9 protein-coding genes are annotated in these 16,259 nt (G+C 69.8%); 7 read left to right on the top strand and 2 right to left on the bottom strand.

What is annotated here, in order from left to right; genetic code table 11:
* Positions 1 to 71: 71 nt before the first annotated feature.
* Both G3I54_RS19995 and G3I54_RS19990 read right to left on the bottom strand, forming a co-directional pair.
* Positions 72 to 1,067, bottom strand: coding sequence for a phosphatase PAP2 family protein (locus tag G3I54_RS19995; RefSeq protein ID WP_164616233.1), 996 nt, complete (start codon positions 1,065 to 1,067; stop codon positions 72 to 74).
* 58 nt (positions 1,068 to 1,125) lie between these two features.
* The gene (locus G3I54_RS19990) at positions 1,126 to 2,169 is read right to left on the bottom strand and encodes a LacI family DNA-binding transcriptional regulator (RefSeq protein ID WP_164616232.1); all 1,044 of its coding nucleotides are present in this window, start codon (positions 2,167 to 2,169) and stop codon (positions 1,126 to 1,128) included.
* A gap of 368 nt (positions 2,170 to 2,537) precedes the next feature.
* On the opposite strand from G3I54_RS19990, the gene G3I54_RS19985 reads away from it, so the two are divergent.
* The 7 genes from G3I54_RS19985 to pulA all read left to right on the top strand — a co-directional run bounded on the left by G3I54_RS19985 (position 2,538) and on the right by pulA (position 16,168).
* On the top strand, positions 2,538 to 3,809 hold the full coding sequence (locus G3I54_RS19985; protein WP_164616231.1) for an extracellular solute-binding protein: 1,272 nt from the start codon (positions 2,538 to 2,540) through the stop codon (positions 3,807 to 3,809).
* Positions 3,810 to 3,828: 19 nt separating this feature from the next.
* Positions 3,829 to 4,848, top strand: coding sequence for a sugar ABC transporter permease (locus G3I54_RS19980; protein WP_164616230.1), 1,020 nt, complete (start codon positions 3,829 to 3,831; stop codon positions 4,846 to 4,848).
* Positions 4,845 to 5,723 (top strand): carbohydrate ABC transporter permease, encoded by an 879-nt coding sequence (locus G3I54_RS19975; RefSeq protein WP_164616228.1) that lies wholly within the window; start codon positions 4,845 to 4,847, stop codon positions 5,721 to 5,723. Before G3I54_RS19980 ends, G3I54_RS19975 begins: the two co-directional genes overlap by 4 nt.
* 109 nt (positions 5,724 to 5,832) lie before the next feature.
* Positions 5,833 to 7,509 (top strand): glycoside hydrolase family 13 protein, encoded by a 1,677-nt coding sequence (locus G3I54_RS19970; protein WP_164616227.1) that lies wholly within the window; start codon positions 5,833 to 5,835, stop codon positions 7,507 to 7,509.
* Positions 7,494 to 8,555: a LacI family DNA-binding transcriptional regulator gene (locus tag G3I54_RS19965; protein ID WP_203686781.1), complete on the top strand. Its 1,062-nt coding sequence runs from the start codon at positions 7,494 to 7,496 to the stop codon at positions 8,553 to 8,555. Before G3I54_RS19970 ends, G3I54_RS19965 begins: the two co-directional genes overlap by 16 nt.
* 477 nt (positions 8,556 to 9,032) lie before the next feature.
* Positions 9,033 to 10,766 carry a carbohydrate-binding module family 20 domain-containing protein gene (locus G3I54_RS19960; RefSeq protein WP_164616225.1) on the top strand — a complete coding sequence of 578 codons (1,734 nt, stop codon included), beginning with the start codon at positions 9,033 to 9,035 and terminating at the stop codon, positions 10,764 to 10,766.
* Between the two features lie 83 nt (positions 10,767 to 10,849).
* Positions 10,850 to 16,168, top strand: coding sequence for a pullulanase-type alpha-1,6-glucosidase (pulA, locus tag G3I54_RS19955; protein ID WP_164616224.1), 5,319 nt, complete (start codon positions 10,850 to 10,852; stop codon positions 16,166 to 16,168).
* The last annotated feature ends 91 nt before the right edge of the window (positions 16,169 to 16,259 follow it).

Here is a 16,259-nt window from a genome sequence, read left to right as displayed (position 1 = left end):
ACGAACGGGGTGCGGGGCGGACATCGTGTCCGCCCCGCACCCCGCATCCCGTGCGGCCGCAGCCGCCGCCGCTACGGCCTTCGCGAACCGGCCGTCTCCGCCTCCGGCGCGGATTTCGGCTCCGGCGCGGACTTCGGCTCCGGCTCCGGTTCCGAGGCCGGGCGTGGCAGTCTGGCGGCGCGCAGTCCGGTCAGCCGGCCCTTCCCGTTCCCGGAGTGCACCCACTTCGGCAGCCGGTGCGGCAGCGAGCCGTACCAGACGCGGGAGACCGCGTAACCGAACGCGAGGCAGGCCATGCCGCCCACCGCGTCCAGCCAGAAGTGGTTGGCGGTGGCCACGATGACGACCAGGGTGAGCGTCGGGTAGAGCAGGCCCAGAATGCGGGCCCAGGGCGCCGAGGCCAGGGCGAAGATCGTCAGGCCGCACCAGAGCGACCAGCCGATGTGCATCGACGGCATCGCCGCGTACTGGTTGGACATGTTCTTGAAGTTGCCCGACGCCATCGAGCCCCACGTCTCGTGCACCAGCACGGTGTCGATGAAGTTCGCGCCGTTCATCAGACGGGGCGGGGCCAGTGGGTAGAGGTAGTAGCCGAGCAGGGCCACCGCCGTCGTCGCGAAGAGGACGAGCCGCGTTGCCGCGTAACGGCCCGGGTGGCGGCGGAACAGCCAGACGAGGACGCCGATGGTCACGACGAAATGCAGCGTCGCGTAGTAGTAGTTCATCGACACGATCAGCCATGTCACGGAATTGACCGCGTGATTGACCGTTTCCTCGAAGGCGAGACCGAGGGACTTCTCCGCCGACCAGATCCAGTCGGCGTTGCGCAGGGCCGCCGCCTTCTGCTCCGGAACGGCGTTGCGCACGAGTGAATACAGCCAGTAACTGACCGCGATGAGCAGAACCTCGAACCACAGCCGGGGGCGGCGGGGCATCCGCAGCGAGCGGAAGCGGGCGGACCAGCCGGGCTTGGCCGTCCTGTCGGCCACGATGGGTGAAGGACCGGCCGTCGACCGGCCTTCCTGTGCTGTCACCTGTGTTTCACCCATAGGCAGAGAGTCTTCCATAGAGATTCCCCTGCCCCCGATCATCCTCCGGTCGGGTTCCGGCCGCACATCCTGCGTCTCAAGGACGAGGGTGTGACCCTGAGCCGCCTGCGGGTCCGGCGGCCGTCGAGCCGCGAACCACCAGCTCGGGCATGAAGACGAACTCGCTGTGCGGGGCCGGGGTTCCGCCGATCTCCTCCAGGAGCGTGCGCACCGCGGCCTGGCCCATCGCCGTCACCGGCTGCCGGATCGTCGTCAGCGGCGGGTCCGTGAACGCTATGAGCGGCGAGTCGTCGTAGCCCACGACCGACAGATCCCGCGGCACGTCCTTGGACAGCCTGCGGGCTGCCCGGATCGCCCCGAGCGCCATCATGTCGCTCGCGCACACGACCGCCGTGCAGCCGCGCTCCATCAGGGCGGAGGTGGCCGCCTGGCCGCCCTCCAAGGTGTACAGAGAGTGCTGGATCAACTCCTCCACCTCGTCCGGGGCGAGGCCCAGCTGCTCCCGCATCGTGGCGTGGAAGCCCTCGATCTTGCGGAGCACCGGGACGAAGCGCTTCGGGCCGAGCGCGAGGCCGATGCGCTGGTGGCCGAGCGCCACCAGATGCGTCACCGCGAGGCGCATCGCCGCCCGGTCGTCGGGCGAGATGAACGGCGCCTGCACCTTGGCCGAGAAGCCGTTCATCAGGACGAAGGGGACGCCCTGGCCGCGCAGTTGCTCGTAGCGCTGTACGTCGGCCGAGGTGTCCGCGTGCAGCCCGGAGACGAAGATGATGCCGGACACGCCCCGGTCCACCAGCATTTCGGTGAGTTCGTCCTCGGTGGAGCCGCCGGGGGTCTGGGTCGCCAGCACCGGGGTGTAGCCCTGCCGGGTCAGCGCCTGGCCGATGACCTGCGCCAGCGCCGGGAAGATCGGGTTCTCCAGCTCCGGGGTGATGAGGCCGACCAGCCCCGCGCTGCGCCTGCGCAGTCGCACCGGGCGTTCGTACCCCAGGACGTCGAGCGCCGCGAGGACGGATTCGCGGGTGGTCGCCGCGACTCCGGGCTTGCCGTTCAGGACTCGGCTGACCGTCGCTTCGCTGACCCCCGCCTGAGTTGCGATATCGGCAAGCCGTGCGGTCATGGGATGGGACTGTACCGGGCCCGTGTCGGATTGCCCACCGTGCGTGGGGTGGTGCGGAGGCGCCGCCGCATGGCTGTGAGTGAGGCCTTCGGCAGGCTTTCCGGCAACGTCTTGCAAGGACTTGCGGCAGCGGATCGCGGGCTGCGGTCAGATCGTCGCACTGCGGATATGCCGTGTCGCGCCTGCCTCTGTCAGGGGTGGACGACCGCCGTCAAGGGACTTGACGGCAACCTTGAGGACACGCGAATGTAACGATCACCAAGGCTTGCAGAAATCCCCCGCAAGGTCTTTCGATCGTCTTTCATCCTTGTTACGTTCACGTCGACCCGGCGCCGCGACGGAGCGGTACGGCAGTTGAAGGAGTTCAGATGCGACGTGGCATAACGGCCACCGCCCTGGTCGCGGCCCTGGCGCTCGCGGCGACCGCCTGCGGCAGCGACGACGAGTCCGGCGGCGGCAAGAGCTCGGGCGAGCTCTCCGGCACGGTGACCTGGTGGGACACCTCCAACGTCGGCAGCGAGGACAAGGTCTTCAAGAAGCTGGCCGAGGGCTTTGAGAAGCAGCACCCGAAGGTCGACGTCAAGTACGTCAGCGTGCCCTTCGGCGAGGCGCAGAACAAGTTCAAGAACGCGGCCCAGGCCGGCGACGGCGCGCCCGACGTGATCCGCTCCGAGGTCGCCTGGACGCCGGACTTCGCGAGCCTCGGCTACCTGGCCCCGCTGGACGGCACCTCCGCCCTGAAGGACCAGGACGACTTCCTCAAGCAGGCCGTCGCGTCCACCAAGTACGAGGGCAAGACCTTCGCCGTTCCGCAGGTCATCGACTCCATGGGCGTCTTCTACAACAAGAAGATGTTCAAGGAGGCCGGTGTCGAGGCGCCCGCGAACCTGGACGACCTCAAGACCGTGGCCAAGAAGATCAAGGACAAGACCGGCAAGACCGGCCTCTACCTCCGCGGCGACGACCCGTACTACTTCCTCTCCTTCCTGTACGGCGAGGGCGGCGACATGGTCGACGCCGGCTCCAAGAGCGTCACCATCGACAAGCCCGAGGGCGTCAAGGCGTTCAAGGCGGTCAAGGCCCTGGTCGACGACGGCACCGCGAAGACGGACGCCTCGGACGGCTGGGAGAACATGATGCAGTCGTTCAAGAACGGCGACGTCGCGATGATGATCAACGGCCCCTGGGCCGTCGCCGACACCCTGGCCGGCAAGGAGTTCAAGGACAAGGACAACCTGGGCATCGCCCCGGTCCCGGCCGGCTCCGCCGCCCAGGGCGCCCCGCAGGGCGGCCACAGCCTCGCCGTCTACGCCGGCTCCAAGAACCTCCAGGCCTCCTACGCCTTCGTCGAGTACATGACGTCCGTGGACAGCCAGGCCACCGCCGCCGGCGAGCTGAACCTGCTGCCCACCCGCACCTCCGCGTACGCCAAGCAGGAAGCGGTCGACAGCGAGATCGTCGGCTTCTTCAAGCCGGTCGTCGAGACCGCCGTCGAGCGCCCCTGGATCCCCGAGGGCGGCAGCCTCTTCGAGCCGCTGCGCGTCGAGTACACCAAGGTCCTCACCGGCCAGACCACGCCGGAGAAGGCCGCCAAGTCCACCGGCGACTCCTACCGCAAGCTCCTCGAGGGCTGGAAGTAACAGGAAGGTTGGCCGACTGATGGCTGTCCACACCAGCCAGTCGGTGGTGAAGGCCGCGGGCGAGAACACCGCCCGCGGCCGGAGCCGCGGTACTGGCACCCCACCACCGACCCCCGGCCGTCTCCGGCGGGCCCTGTCGGTCCACTGGTACGCCTGGGCCATGGTCGCCCCGGTCGTCCTCGTGATCGGCGTGATCATCGGCTACCCGCTGGTCCGCGGCATCTTCCTCTCGACGACCGACGCCGACGAGCGCAACGTCGCCCGTTCCATCGGCGTCAACGAACTGCCCGCCACCTACAAGTTCGTCGGCGCGGACAACTACATCGACGCGCTGACCGGCTCGCAGTTCCTCGGCACGCTCGGCTGGACGCTGGTGTGGACCGTCTCCTGCGTGAGCATCACCTTCGCCCTCGGCATGGCCCTGGCGAACCTCCTCAACCGCCGTATCGCCGGGCGCTCCGCCTACCGCATGGCCCTCATCCTGCCCTGGGCCATCCCCGGCTTCGTCTCCGTCTTCGCCTGGCGCTTCCTCTACAACGAGGACCGCGGGCTGCTCAACAAGATCCTGACCGGATCGGGCCTCGACGGCGTCCCGTGGCTGAACGACCCCACCTGGGCCAAGTTCTCCGTCATCGCCGTCAACGTCTGGCTCGGCATCCCGTTCATGATGGTCGCCCTCCTCGGCGGACTCCAGTCCATCCCCTCCGAGCAGTACGAGGCGGCCGAGATGGACGGCGCGACCGCCTGGCAGCGCTTCTGCCACATCACGCTTCCCGGACTGCGCCCGGTCTCCACCACGGTGGTCCTGCTCTCCACCATCTGGACCTTCAACATGTTCCCGGTGATCTTCCTGCTGACCCGCGGCGGACCCGGTGAGGCGACCCAGATCCTGGTGACCCAGGCGTACAAGTTCTCCTTCGAGATCAGCCCGCGCGACTACGCGCAGTCCTCCACCTGGGGCGTGCTGATCCTCGTACTCCTGATGCTCTTCGCCGTGGTCTACCGGCGAGTCCTGCGCTCCCAGGGAGACAAGTGGTGACCACCGCGACCGACACCCCCGCCCGGCACGCCGTACGCAAGGCCCGACCGCGCGGCGAACGCTCCCCGATCGCCTCCGTCGGCCTGCACCTCACCCTGATCGTCGCCTCGGTGATCGCGGTCTTCCCGGTGCTCTGGGTCCTGCTGACCTCGCTCAAGCCGGCCGAACTCGCCACCACCACGGACTTCTTCCGCGAGACGACGTTCGTCAACTACACGAACCTCATCCGCGACACCGAGTTCCTCAACTGGTTCGCCAACTCCGCGATCATCGCCTCACTCTCCACCCTGATCGGCGTCTTCGTCTCCGCCACCACCGGCTACGCGGTCAGCCGCTTCCGCTTCCCCGGCAAGCGCGGGCTGATGTGGACGCTGCTGATCACCCAGATGTTCCCGGTCGCCGTCCTCATCGTGCCGATCTACAACATCATGTCGAACCTCGGGCTGCTCAATAAGCCCGCCGGTCTCGTCATCACCTACCTCACCATCGCGGTGCCGTTCTGCGCCTGGATGATGAAGGGCTTCTTCGACACCATCCCGCGCGAGATCGACGAGTCCGGCGAGGTCGACGGCCTCACCCCGTTCGGCACCTTCTTCCGGCTCGTCCTGCCGCTGGCCAAGCCGGGCCTCGCGGTCACCGCGTTCTACTTCTTCATCACCGCCTGGGGCGAAGTGGCCTACGCCTCCGCCTTCCTGGTCGGCGACGAGAACCTCACGCTGGCCGGCGGACTCCAGAAGTTCGTCAACCAGTACGGAGCCCAGTGGGGCCCCATGACCGCCGCCTCCGTCCTCATCGCCATCCCGGCCGCCCTGGTGTTCCTGTTCGCCCAGAAGCACCTCGTCACCGGCATGTCCGCCGGAGCCGTCAAGGGCTGAGGACCTCCCGGACACCAGCACCCGCACGCACCACCGCACCCGTCACGGCGGCGCCGGAACCCCGACCCGGACCCGGCGCCGCTCCCCACCCAGACACCTCAGGGACGACATGACCCAGCATCTCGCTGCCCCCTCCACCGGCACGTCCGACGACGCCCCGGGCCACCGCACCGGCTGGTGGCAGGACGCGGTGATCTACCAGGTCTATCCACGGAGCTTCGCCGACGGCAACGGCGACGGCATGGGCGACCTCGCCGGCGTCACCGCCCGCCTGCCCCACCTGAAGGACCTGGGCGTCGACGCGGTGTGGCTCAGCCCCTTCTACGCCTCCCCGCAGGCCGACGCCGGCTACGACGTCTCCGACTACCGGGCCATCGACCCGATGTTCGGCAATCTGCTGGACGCCGACGCGCTGATCCGCGAGGCCCACGGCCTGGGCCTGCGCGTCATCGTCGACCTGGTCCCCAACCACTCCTCCGACCAGCACGAGTGGTTCAAGCGCGCCCTGGTCGAGGGCCCCGGCTCCGCCCTGCGCGAGCGCTACCACTTCCGCCCCGGAAAGGGCGCCGACGGTGAACTCCCGCCCAACGACTGGGAGTCCATCTTCGGCGGCCCCGCCTGGACCCGTACGGTCAACCCGGACGGCACCCCCGGCGACTGGTACCTCCACCTCTTCGCCCCCGAGCAGCCCGACTTCAACTGGGAGCACCCGGCCGTCGCCGACGAGTTCCGCTCCATCCTGCGCTTCTGGCTCGACATGGGCGTCGACGGCTTCCGGGTCGACGTCGCGCACGGCCTCGTCAAGGCCGCGGGCCTGCCCGACCTCGGCGTCCACGACCAGCTCAAGCTGCTCGGCAACGACGTCATGCCGTTCTTCGACCAGGACGGCGTCCACGCGATCTACCGCAGCTGGCGCACCATCCTCGACGAGTACCCCGGCGACCGCATCGCCGTCGCCGAGGCGTGGACGCCGACCGCCGAGCGCACCGCCAACTATGTGCGCCCCGACGAGATGCACCAGGCGTTCAACTTCCCTTACCTGGCCACCGCCTGGGACGCCGCCGAACTGCGTAAGGTCATCGACTCCTCGCTCGACGCCATGCGCCCGGTCGGCGCGCCCACCACCTGGGTGCTCTCCAACCACGACGTCACCCGGCACACCACCCGGTTCGCCAACCCGGCGGGCCTCGGCACCCAGATCCGTACCCCCGGCGACCGCGAGCTGGGCCTGCGCCGGGCCCGCGCCGCCTCCCTGCTGATGCTCGCCCTGCCCGGCTCCGCCTACGTCTACCAGGGCGAGGAGCTCGGCCTGCCGGACGTCACCGACCTGCCCGACGAGGCCCGCCAGGATCCGTCGTTCTTCCGCGCCGCGGGCCAGGACGGCTTCCGCGACGGCTGCCGCGTCCCGATCCCGTGGACCCGCGAGGGCAGCAGCCACGGCTTCGGCGACGGCGGCAGCTGGCTCCCGCAGCCCGCCGGCTGGGGCGAGCTGTCCGTCGAGGCGCAGACCGGCGTGGAGGGCTCCACCCTGGAGCTGTACCGGGCCGCGATCGCCGCCCGCCGCGACCACCCGGGCCTCGGCGCGGGCACCGGCGTCGAGTGGCTGGACGCCCCCGAAGGCGTCCTCGTCTTCGCCCGCCCCGGCTTCGTCTGCACCGTCAACACCACCGGCTCCCCGGTCCGCGTCGCCGCCCGCGGCCGGGTGCTGCTCGCCAGCTCCCCGGTCACCGTGGACGGCGCCGAGGCCGAGCTGCCCGCCGACACCACGGTCTGGTGGACGGTGTGACACTGCCGTCGCCCAGGATCACGGCCGCGCCCCGCCTCTCCGACATCGCCGGACAGGCGGCGGTCAGTGAGGCGACCGTCAGCCGGGTCCTGAACGGGAAGCAGGGCGTCGCGGACTCCACCCGGCAGCGGGTGCTCGCGGCGCTCGACATCCTGGGCTACGAGCGGCCCGTACGGCTGCGGCAGCGCAGCGCCGGACTGATCGGCCTGGTGACGCCCGAACTCACCAACCCGATCTTCCCGGCGTTCGCGCAGTCCGTCGAACAGGTGCTGGCCGGACACGGCTACACCCCCGTGCTCTGCACCCAGGTGCCCGGCGGGGCCACCGAGGACGAACTCGTCGAGCAGCTCGTGGAGCGGGGCGTCGGCGGCATCGTCTTCCTGTCCGGGCTGCACGCGGACACCTCCGCCGACCCGGAACGGTATGCCGCGCTCACCGAACGCGGCATACCGTTCGTCCTGATCAACGGCTACAACGAGCGCATCAACGCCCCCTTCTTCTCGCCCGATGACAACGCTGCCGTACGGATGGCCCTCGGGCACCTCGCCGACCTCGGCCACCGCCGGATCGGCCTGGCCATCGGCCCGCAGCGCTACGTCCCCTCCCGCCGCAAACGCGACGGGTTCGTGGAGGCGGCCGTCTCGATGCTCGGCATGGACCCGGCGGAGGCCGAACCGCTGGTCTGCTCCACGCTGTTCAGCGTCGAGGGCGGTCAGGTGGCGGCCGGCGCCCTGCTGGACGCGGGCTGCACGGGCATCGTCTGCGGCAGCGACCTGATGGCCCTCGGCGTGGTCCGCGCCGCCCGGGGGAGAGGCCTGGAGGTGCCGCGCGACGTCTCGGTCGTGGGCTTCGACGACTCGCCGTTCATCGCGTTCACGGACCCGCCGTTGACGACCGTGCGCCAGCCCGTGCAAGCGATGGCGGCGGCCGCCGTGGGCGCGCTGCTGGAGGAGATAGGCGGAAACCCGGTGCAGCGCACCGAGTACGTCTTCCAGCCTGAGCTGGTCGTCCGGGGCTCGACGGCGGCGGTACGCACGGGGAGCTGAGGAAGGCTTCGGGGCACGTACGGAGCTTCGTGGCGCCGTACGGAAGAGACACGTACAGGAGAGGCACCAGGAGTCGGCCCAGGAAGGGCCGGCGGGGAGTTGTGGCGACTCCGGGTGCCTCTCTTGTCGTGACCGGCCCGGCCGGCCGGGCGCGTGGGGTCCGACACCGCGCGAGCGACGCCGGAACCCCCGGCCGACCGGACCGGAGTCGGATGAAACGTAACAGGCGCGCAATATCTTGCGAAAGACCTTGCAGCAAGAAATCGGGTGGACGTCAGGAAGAAAACGCCGCTGTTTCACGGATGTGAGCGGTAGATGTCCAAAGGGTTGACCGGTGACGGGCGGGCTCGTACGGTCTGCGCTGCGGCAAGGTTTGCATTCTTGCAGCAAGAACCTTCAGGAGCCTTGAGGGCATGGCGCGTTGCCGGCTGAGGCTGCACCGTCACCCGCGTTTCCCCCACCCGCAGGAGGAAAGACATGGCACGCAGACCCCTGTCTGTCGCGCTCGCCCTCGTGGCCGGCGCCGCCGCCCTCGTCATCCCCACCGGATTCGGCGCCGCGTCCCCCGCGCAGGCCGCCGCTCCGGGCGACAAGGACGTCACCGCCGTGATGTTCGAGTGGAAGTTCGCCTCCATCGCCAAGGCCTGCACGGACACCCTCGGTCCGGCGGGCTACGGCTACGTCCAGGTCTCGCCGCCCCAGGAGCACATCCAGGGCGGCCAGTGGTGGACGTCCTACCAGCCTGTCAGCTACAAGATCGCCGGCCGCCTCGGTGACCGCGCCGCCTTCTCCGCCATGGTCAACACGTGTCACTCGGCGGGCGTGAAGGTCGTCGCGGACGCCGTCATCAACCACATGGCGGCCGGCAACGGCACCGGCACCGGCGGCTCGTCGTACACCAAGTACGACTACCCGGGCATCTACTCCGGCAGCGATCTCGACGACTGCCGCGCCCCGATCAGCAACTACAACGACCGCGCCGACGTCCAGAACTGCGAGCTGGTCGGCCTCGCCGACCTGGACACCGGCGAGGACTACGTACGCGGCAGGATCGCCGGCTACCTCAACGACCTGCTCTCGCTCGGCGTCGACGGCTTCCGGATCGACGCCGCCAAGCACATGCCCGCCGCCGACCTGGCCGCCATCAAGTCCCGGCTGAGCAACCCGAACGTCTACTGGAAGCAGGAGGCGATCTTCGGAGCGGGCGAGGCCGTCTCGCCGTCCGAGTACCTCGGCACCGGCGACGTCCAGGAGTTCCGTTACGGGCGGAGCCTCAAGCAGGTCTTCCTCAACGAGAACCTCGCCCACCTGAAGAACTTCGGCGAGGGCTGGGGCTTCATGGAGTCCGGCAAGTCGGGCGTCTTCGTCGACAACCACGACACCGAGCGCGGCGGCGACACCCTGAACTACAAGAACGGCTCCGCCTACACCCTCGCCAACGTCTTCATGCTGGCCTGGCCCTACGGCTCCCCGGACGTCCACTCCGGCTACGAGTTCAGCGACCACGACGCCGGACCGCCGGGCGGCGGCCAGGTGAACGCCTGCTACAGCGACGGCTGGAAGTGCCAGCACGCCTGGCGCGAGATCTCCTCCATGGTCGGCCTCCGCAACGCCGCACGCGGCCAGGCCGTCAGCGACTGGTGGGACGACGGCGGCGACCGGATCGCCTTCGGCCGGGGCGACAAGGCGTACGTCGCCATCAACCACGAGGGCTCCGCGCTCACCCGCACCTTCCAGACCTCGCTGCCCGCCGGCGACTACTGCGACGTCCAGTCCGGCAACGGCGTCACCGTCAACGGCTCAGGCCAGTTCACCGCCACCGTCCCGGCCGGCACCGCCGTCGCCCTGCACGTGAATGCCCGGACATGCTCCGGGGGCGGCGGCACGAACCCCGACCCGGGCCCCGGCAACGGCTCCTCCGGCGCCTCCTTCGGGGTGAACGCCACCACCCAGCCCGGCCAGAACATCCACGTCACCGGCGACCAGGCCGCCCTCGGCAACTGGAACCCGGCGAACGCGCCGAAGCTCGACCCGGCCGCGTACCCCGTGTGGAAGGCGGACGTGGCCCTGCCCGCCGGGACCACGTTCGCCTACAAGTACGTCCGCAAGGACGTCGGCGGCAACGTCACCTGGGAGAGCGGAGCGAACCGCACCGCGACCGTCCCGGCCTCCGGGAAGGTCACGCTGACCGCCGACGTCTGGCGCGGCTGACCCGTACCCCCTTCTCCGCGGGCCGGTGGCAGCGCCACCGGCCCGCAGCCCACCCTCCTGACACCAGCCGAGGAGCATCCTCCGTGTCCCGAACCACCCTGAGACGAGGGGCGGTGGCCGCCCTGTGCGCGGCGCTGCTGCCCGTCGTCCCGGCGGCCACCGCCGCCGCGTCGCCCCGACCGCCCGCCCCGCCCTCGGACGCCCAACTGGCCCGCGAGGCGACCCGGCACGACCTCACGCGCGAGCAGTTCTACTTCGTGCTGCCCGACCGCTTCGCCAACGGCGACGCCTCCAACGACCGGGGCGGGCTGACCGGTTCACGTCTCGACCATGGCTACGACCCCACCGACAAGGGGTTCTACCAGGGCGGCGACCTCAAGGGCCTCACACAGAAGCTCGACTACATCAAGGGCCTCGGCACCACCGCCATCTGGCTGGCGCCGATCTTCAAGAACCGTCCCGTGCAGGGCACCGGCAAGGACGCGTCGGCGGGCTACCACGGCTACTGGATCACCGACTTCACCCAGGTCGACCCGCACTTCGGCACCAACGCCGACCTGGAGAAGCTGATCGACAAGGCCCACGCCAAGGGCATGAAGGTCTTCTTCGACGTCATCACCAACCACACCGCCGACACCGTCGACCACGCGGAGAAGGCCTACGGCTACAAGCCCAAGGGCGCCTTCCCCTACCTCGACGAGGACGGCCGCCCCTTCGACGACCGCGAGGGCGTCGAGAAGGTGGACCGGGACTCCTTCCCGTACACCCCGGTGCAGACGCCCGGCGTGGGCAGGAAGGTCCCGTCCTGGCTCAACGACCCCACCATGTACCACAATCGGGGCGACTCGACGTGGGCCGGCGAGTCCACCGAGTACGGCGACTTCAACGGGCTCGACGACCTGTGGACCGAGCGTCCCGAGGTCGTGCAGGGCATGCGGAAGATCTACGAGAAGTGGGTCCGCGACTTCGACATCGACGGCTTCCGCCTCGACACCGTCAAACACGTCGACCTGGACTTCTGGACCCAGTGGGCCACCGCGCTCGACGCGTACGCCGAGAAGCGCGGCCGGGACGACTTCTTCATGTTCGGCGAGGTCTACTCCGCCGACCCCGAGATCACCGCGCCCTACGTCACCCGGGGCCGCCTGGACTCGACGCTGGACTTCCCGTTCCAGGAAGCCGCCCGGCAGTTCGCCTCCCAGGGTGCGCCCGCCGACCGGCTCGCCTCCGTGTACGGGAACGACTTCCGCTACACCACCGACAAGGCCAACGCCTACGAGCAGGTCACCTTCCTCGGCAACCACGACATGGGCCGCATCGGGACCTTCCTGAAGCAGGACAACCCGCAGGCCGACGACGCGGAACTGCTGAAGCGGGCCCGGCTCGCCAACGAGCTGATGTTCCTCGGCCGGGGCAACCCGGTGGTCTACTCCGGCGACGAGCAGGGCTTCACCGGCGCGGGCGGCGACAAGGACGCCCGCCAGCCCCTCTTCGCCTCGAAGACCGCCGACCACCTCGACGACGACCAGCTCGGCACCGACCGCACCCACGCCTCGGACGCGTACGACCCCAAGCACCCCGTCTACCGCTCCATCGCCGCGCTCTCCAAGCTCACCGGGGATCACCCGGCGCTGCGCGACGGCACCCAGATCGAGCGGCTCGCGGACGGATCCGTGTACGCCACCTCGCGCATTGCGACCGAGCGGCCGTACGAATACCTCGTCGCCTCCAACAACGGCACGAGCCCGAAGAAGGTCCAGCTCGTCACCGAGTCGGCAGGGATGGACTTCCGTACGCTGTACGGCGGTTCCGGCATGGTCCGCAGCGGCAAGGACAAGAAGGTCACCGTCACCGTGCCCGCCCTCTCCAGCGTCGTGCTGAAGGCGGACCGGGCCGTCGGAGCTCCCGCGGCCAAGCCCGTGATCTCGCTGAAGGCCCCGGCCGCCGGCGCCACCGGCACCGTCGAGATCTCCGCCGACGTGGACGGCGGACAGCTCAACCGGGTCGTCTTCGCCGCCCAGGCCGGCAACGGCAAGTGGCAGACCCTCGGCACCGCCGACCACGCCCCGTACAAGGTCACCCAGTATCTGGACGCCTCGGTGCAGGCGGGAACGCCCCTGCGCTACAAGGCCGTTGTCGTCGACCGGACCGGCCGCACATCCAGCGCTCTCGCCTCGACCACCGCCGGCCAGGCTCCGACGCCCGGCAAGCCCGTGGCCGTCGAGCGCGACCGGGCCGTCGTCCACTACCGGCGCGCCGACGGCGACTACACCGGCTGGCAGCTCAAGTCCGGTGACAAGACCGCCGAGTTCATCGGCCGGGACGCGTACGGCGCGTTCGCCTGGATCGACGTGGAGGAGGGCGCGGGCTCTCTCCCGTACACCGTCGAGAAGGACGGCACGACCGACGGCCCGGAGCGGACCGTCGACCTCGGTGCGACCGGTCAGGTCTGGATCGAGCAGGGCAAGGACGAGCAGACGGCCGAAGCCCCCGAGGCCCCGCCGCAGGACACCACGAAGGCGGTGCTCAACTACCACCGCCCGGACGGTGATTACGACGGCTGGGGGCTGCACACCTGGGCCGGGGCCAAGGAGCCCACCGACTGGGCGAAGCCGCTGGCACCGGTGAAGAAGGACTCCTACGGGGTCACCTTCGAGGTGCCGCTCGTCGACGGCGCCACCACGCTCAGCTACATCCTGCACAAGGGCGACGAGAAGGACCTGCCCACCGACCAGTCCCTCGACCTCGCCACCTACGGCCACGAGGTGTGGATGCTCGGCGGCAAGCCCGGCTATCTGCTCCCGCAGACCGGCGGCGGCGCGGCCCCCGACCTGTCGAAGGCCGAGGCGCAGTGGATCGACGCGAACACCGTCGTCTGGAAGGTGAAGGCCACCGACGCCACCAGCCAGCAGCTCGTGTACGCGAAGAAGGGCGGCATCTCCGTCGTCGACGGGGCGCTCTCCGACGAGGGCCAGTGGCTGCGGCTCCAGCAGGGCGAGCTGAGCGACGCGCAGAAGGCCGAGTTCCCGCATCTGAAGGACTATCCGGCCTTCACCGTCGACCCGCGTGACCGCGACCGCGTCCGTGAAGCCCTGCGTGGCCAGCTGATCGCGACCCAGCGTGCCGCCAACGGCGCGCTGCTCGCCGCCACCGGCGTACAGACCGCGGGCATCCTCGACGACCTGTACGGGAAGAAGGCGGCCTCCGCCGAACTCGGCCCGGTCTTCCGCAAGTCGACGCCCACGCTCTCCGTGTGGGCCCCGACCGCCGCGACCGTCGCCCTCGAACTCGACGGCCGCACACACCCGATGAAGCGCGACGACCGCACCGGCGTCTGGTCGGTCACCGGGAAGAAGAGCTGGCAGGGCAAGCCCTACCGGTACGCCGTGACCGTCTGGGCTCCGAGCGTCCAGAAGCTGGTCACCAACAAGGTCACCGACCCCTACTCCACCGCCCTGACCGCCGACTCCGCCCGCAGCCTCGTCGTCGACCTCACCGACCCGAAGCTGGCCCCGCGCGGCTGGTCCGGCCTGAAGAAGCCTGCCGCCACCCCGCTGCGGGACGCCCAGATCCAAGAGCTGCACGTCCGCGACTTCTCCGTCACGGACCGCACGGCCGAGCACCCCGGTGAATACCTCGCCTTCACCGACACCCGCTCGGCCGGAATGAAGCACCTCAAGAAGCTCGCCGACTCCGGCACGAGCTACGTCCACCTGCTGCCCGTCTTCGACATCGGGACCATCCCGGAGAAGAAGAAGGACCAGGCGACGCCCGACTGCGACCTGACCGCCCCCGCACCCGACTCCGAGAAGCAGCAGGAGTGCGTGAGCAAGGCCGCCGCCGAGGACGGGTTCAACTGGGGCTACGACCCGCTGCACTACACCGTCCCCGAGGGCTCCTACGCCTCCGACCCGGACGGCACCCGGCGCACGGTCGAGTTCCGGCAGATGGTGCAGGGCCTCAACCAGGCCGGTCTGCGCACGGTCATGGACGTCGTCTACAACCACACCGTCGCCTCCGGGCAGGACGACAAGTCGGTCCTCGACAGGATCGTGCCCGGCTACTACCAGCGGCTCCTGGAGGACGGCTCCGTCGCCACCTCCACCTGCTGCGCCAACACCGCGCCCGAGAACACCATGATGGGCAAGCTCGTCGTCGACTCGATCGTCACCTGGGCGAAGGAGTACAAGGTCGACGGCTTCCGCTTCGACCTGATGGGCCACCACCCCAAGGACAACATCCTCGCCGTCCGCACGGCGCTCGACAGCCTCACGCTCGCCAAGGACGGCGTCGACGGCAAGAAGATCGTCCTGTACGGCGAGGGCTGGAACTTCGGCGAGATCGCGGACGACGCCCGCTTCGTCCAGGCCACCCAGCAGAACATGGCCGGCACCGGCATCGCCACCTTCTCCGACCGGGCCCGCGACGCCGTGCGCGGCGGCGGCCCCTTCGACGAGGACCCCGGCGTCCAGGGCTTCGCCACCGGCCTCTACACCGACCCCAACTCCTCCCCGGCCAACGGCACCCGCGCCGAGCAGAAGGCCCGGCTGCTGCACTACCAGGACCTGATCAAGGTCGGCCTCACCGGCAACCTCGCCGACTACACCTTCACCGACACCTCCGGCCGTACGGTCAAGGGCTCGGACGTCGACTACAACGGGGCGCCCGCCGGATACGCGGCCGCACCCGGCGACGCGCTGGCCTACTCCGACGCCCACGACAACGAAACCCTCTTCGACGCCCTCGCCTTCAAACTCCCGGCCGCCACCACGGCCGCCGAACGGGCCAGGGCCCAGGTGGTGGCGATGGCCGCCGCCGTCCTCTCCCAGGGGCCCTCGCTCTCCCAGGCGGGCAGCGACCTGCTGCGCTCCAAGTCGCTGGACCGCAACTCCTACGACAGCGGTGACTGGTTCAACGCCCTGCACTGGGACTGCCGCGACGGCAACGGCTTCGGCCGGGGCCTGCCGCCCGCCGCCGACAACCAGGACAAGTGGGCCTACGCGAAGCCGCTCCTGGCCGCCACCGGCACCATCGCGCCGAAGTGCGCCCAGATCGACGGGGCTTCGGCCGCCTACCGCGACCTGCTCACCATCCGTACGACGGAGAAGGAGTTCTCGCTGAGCACCGCGGGCCAGGTGCAGTCCGCCCTGTCCTTCCCGCTCTCCGGCACGGCCGAGACGCCCGGCGTGATCACCATGCGCCTCGGCAAGCTCGTCGTCGTCCTCAACGCCGCGCCGGCCACCGCCACCCAGCGGCTCGCCGCACCGGCCGGGAAGACGTACGCACTGCACCCGGTCCAGGCCAAGGGTGCGGATCTTACGGTCAAACGAGCCAGGTACGACGCGAAATCGGCCACTTTCACCGTCCCGGGACGCACGGTGGCCGTCTTCACTCTGCGCTGACCTCGGGCGGCACTACGGTGACGGCAGACGTCGGCAACGGTGCCGCGACAGCCGTCCTGGTCCACCGGGCCGGTCCCGCTCTCCCCGCCGG

It is taken from the genome of Streptomyces sp. SID14515 (assembly GCF_010548505.1).
GTDB classification, from domain to species: Bacteria; Actinomycetota; Actinomycetes; order Streptomycetales; family Streptomycetaceae; genus Streptomyces; species Streptomyces caviscabies.
This window is presented reverse-complemented; position numbering and strand designations above follow the sequence as displayed.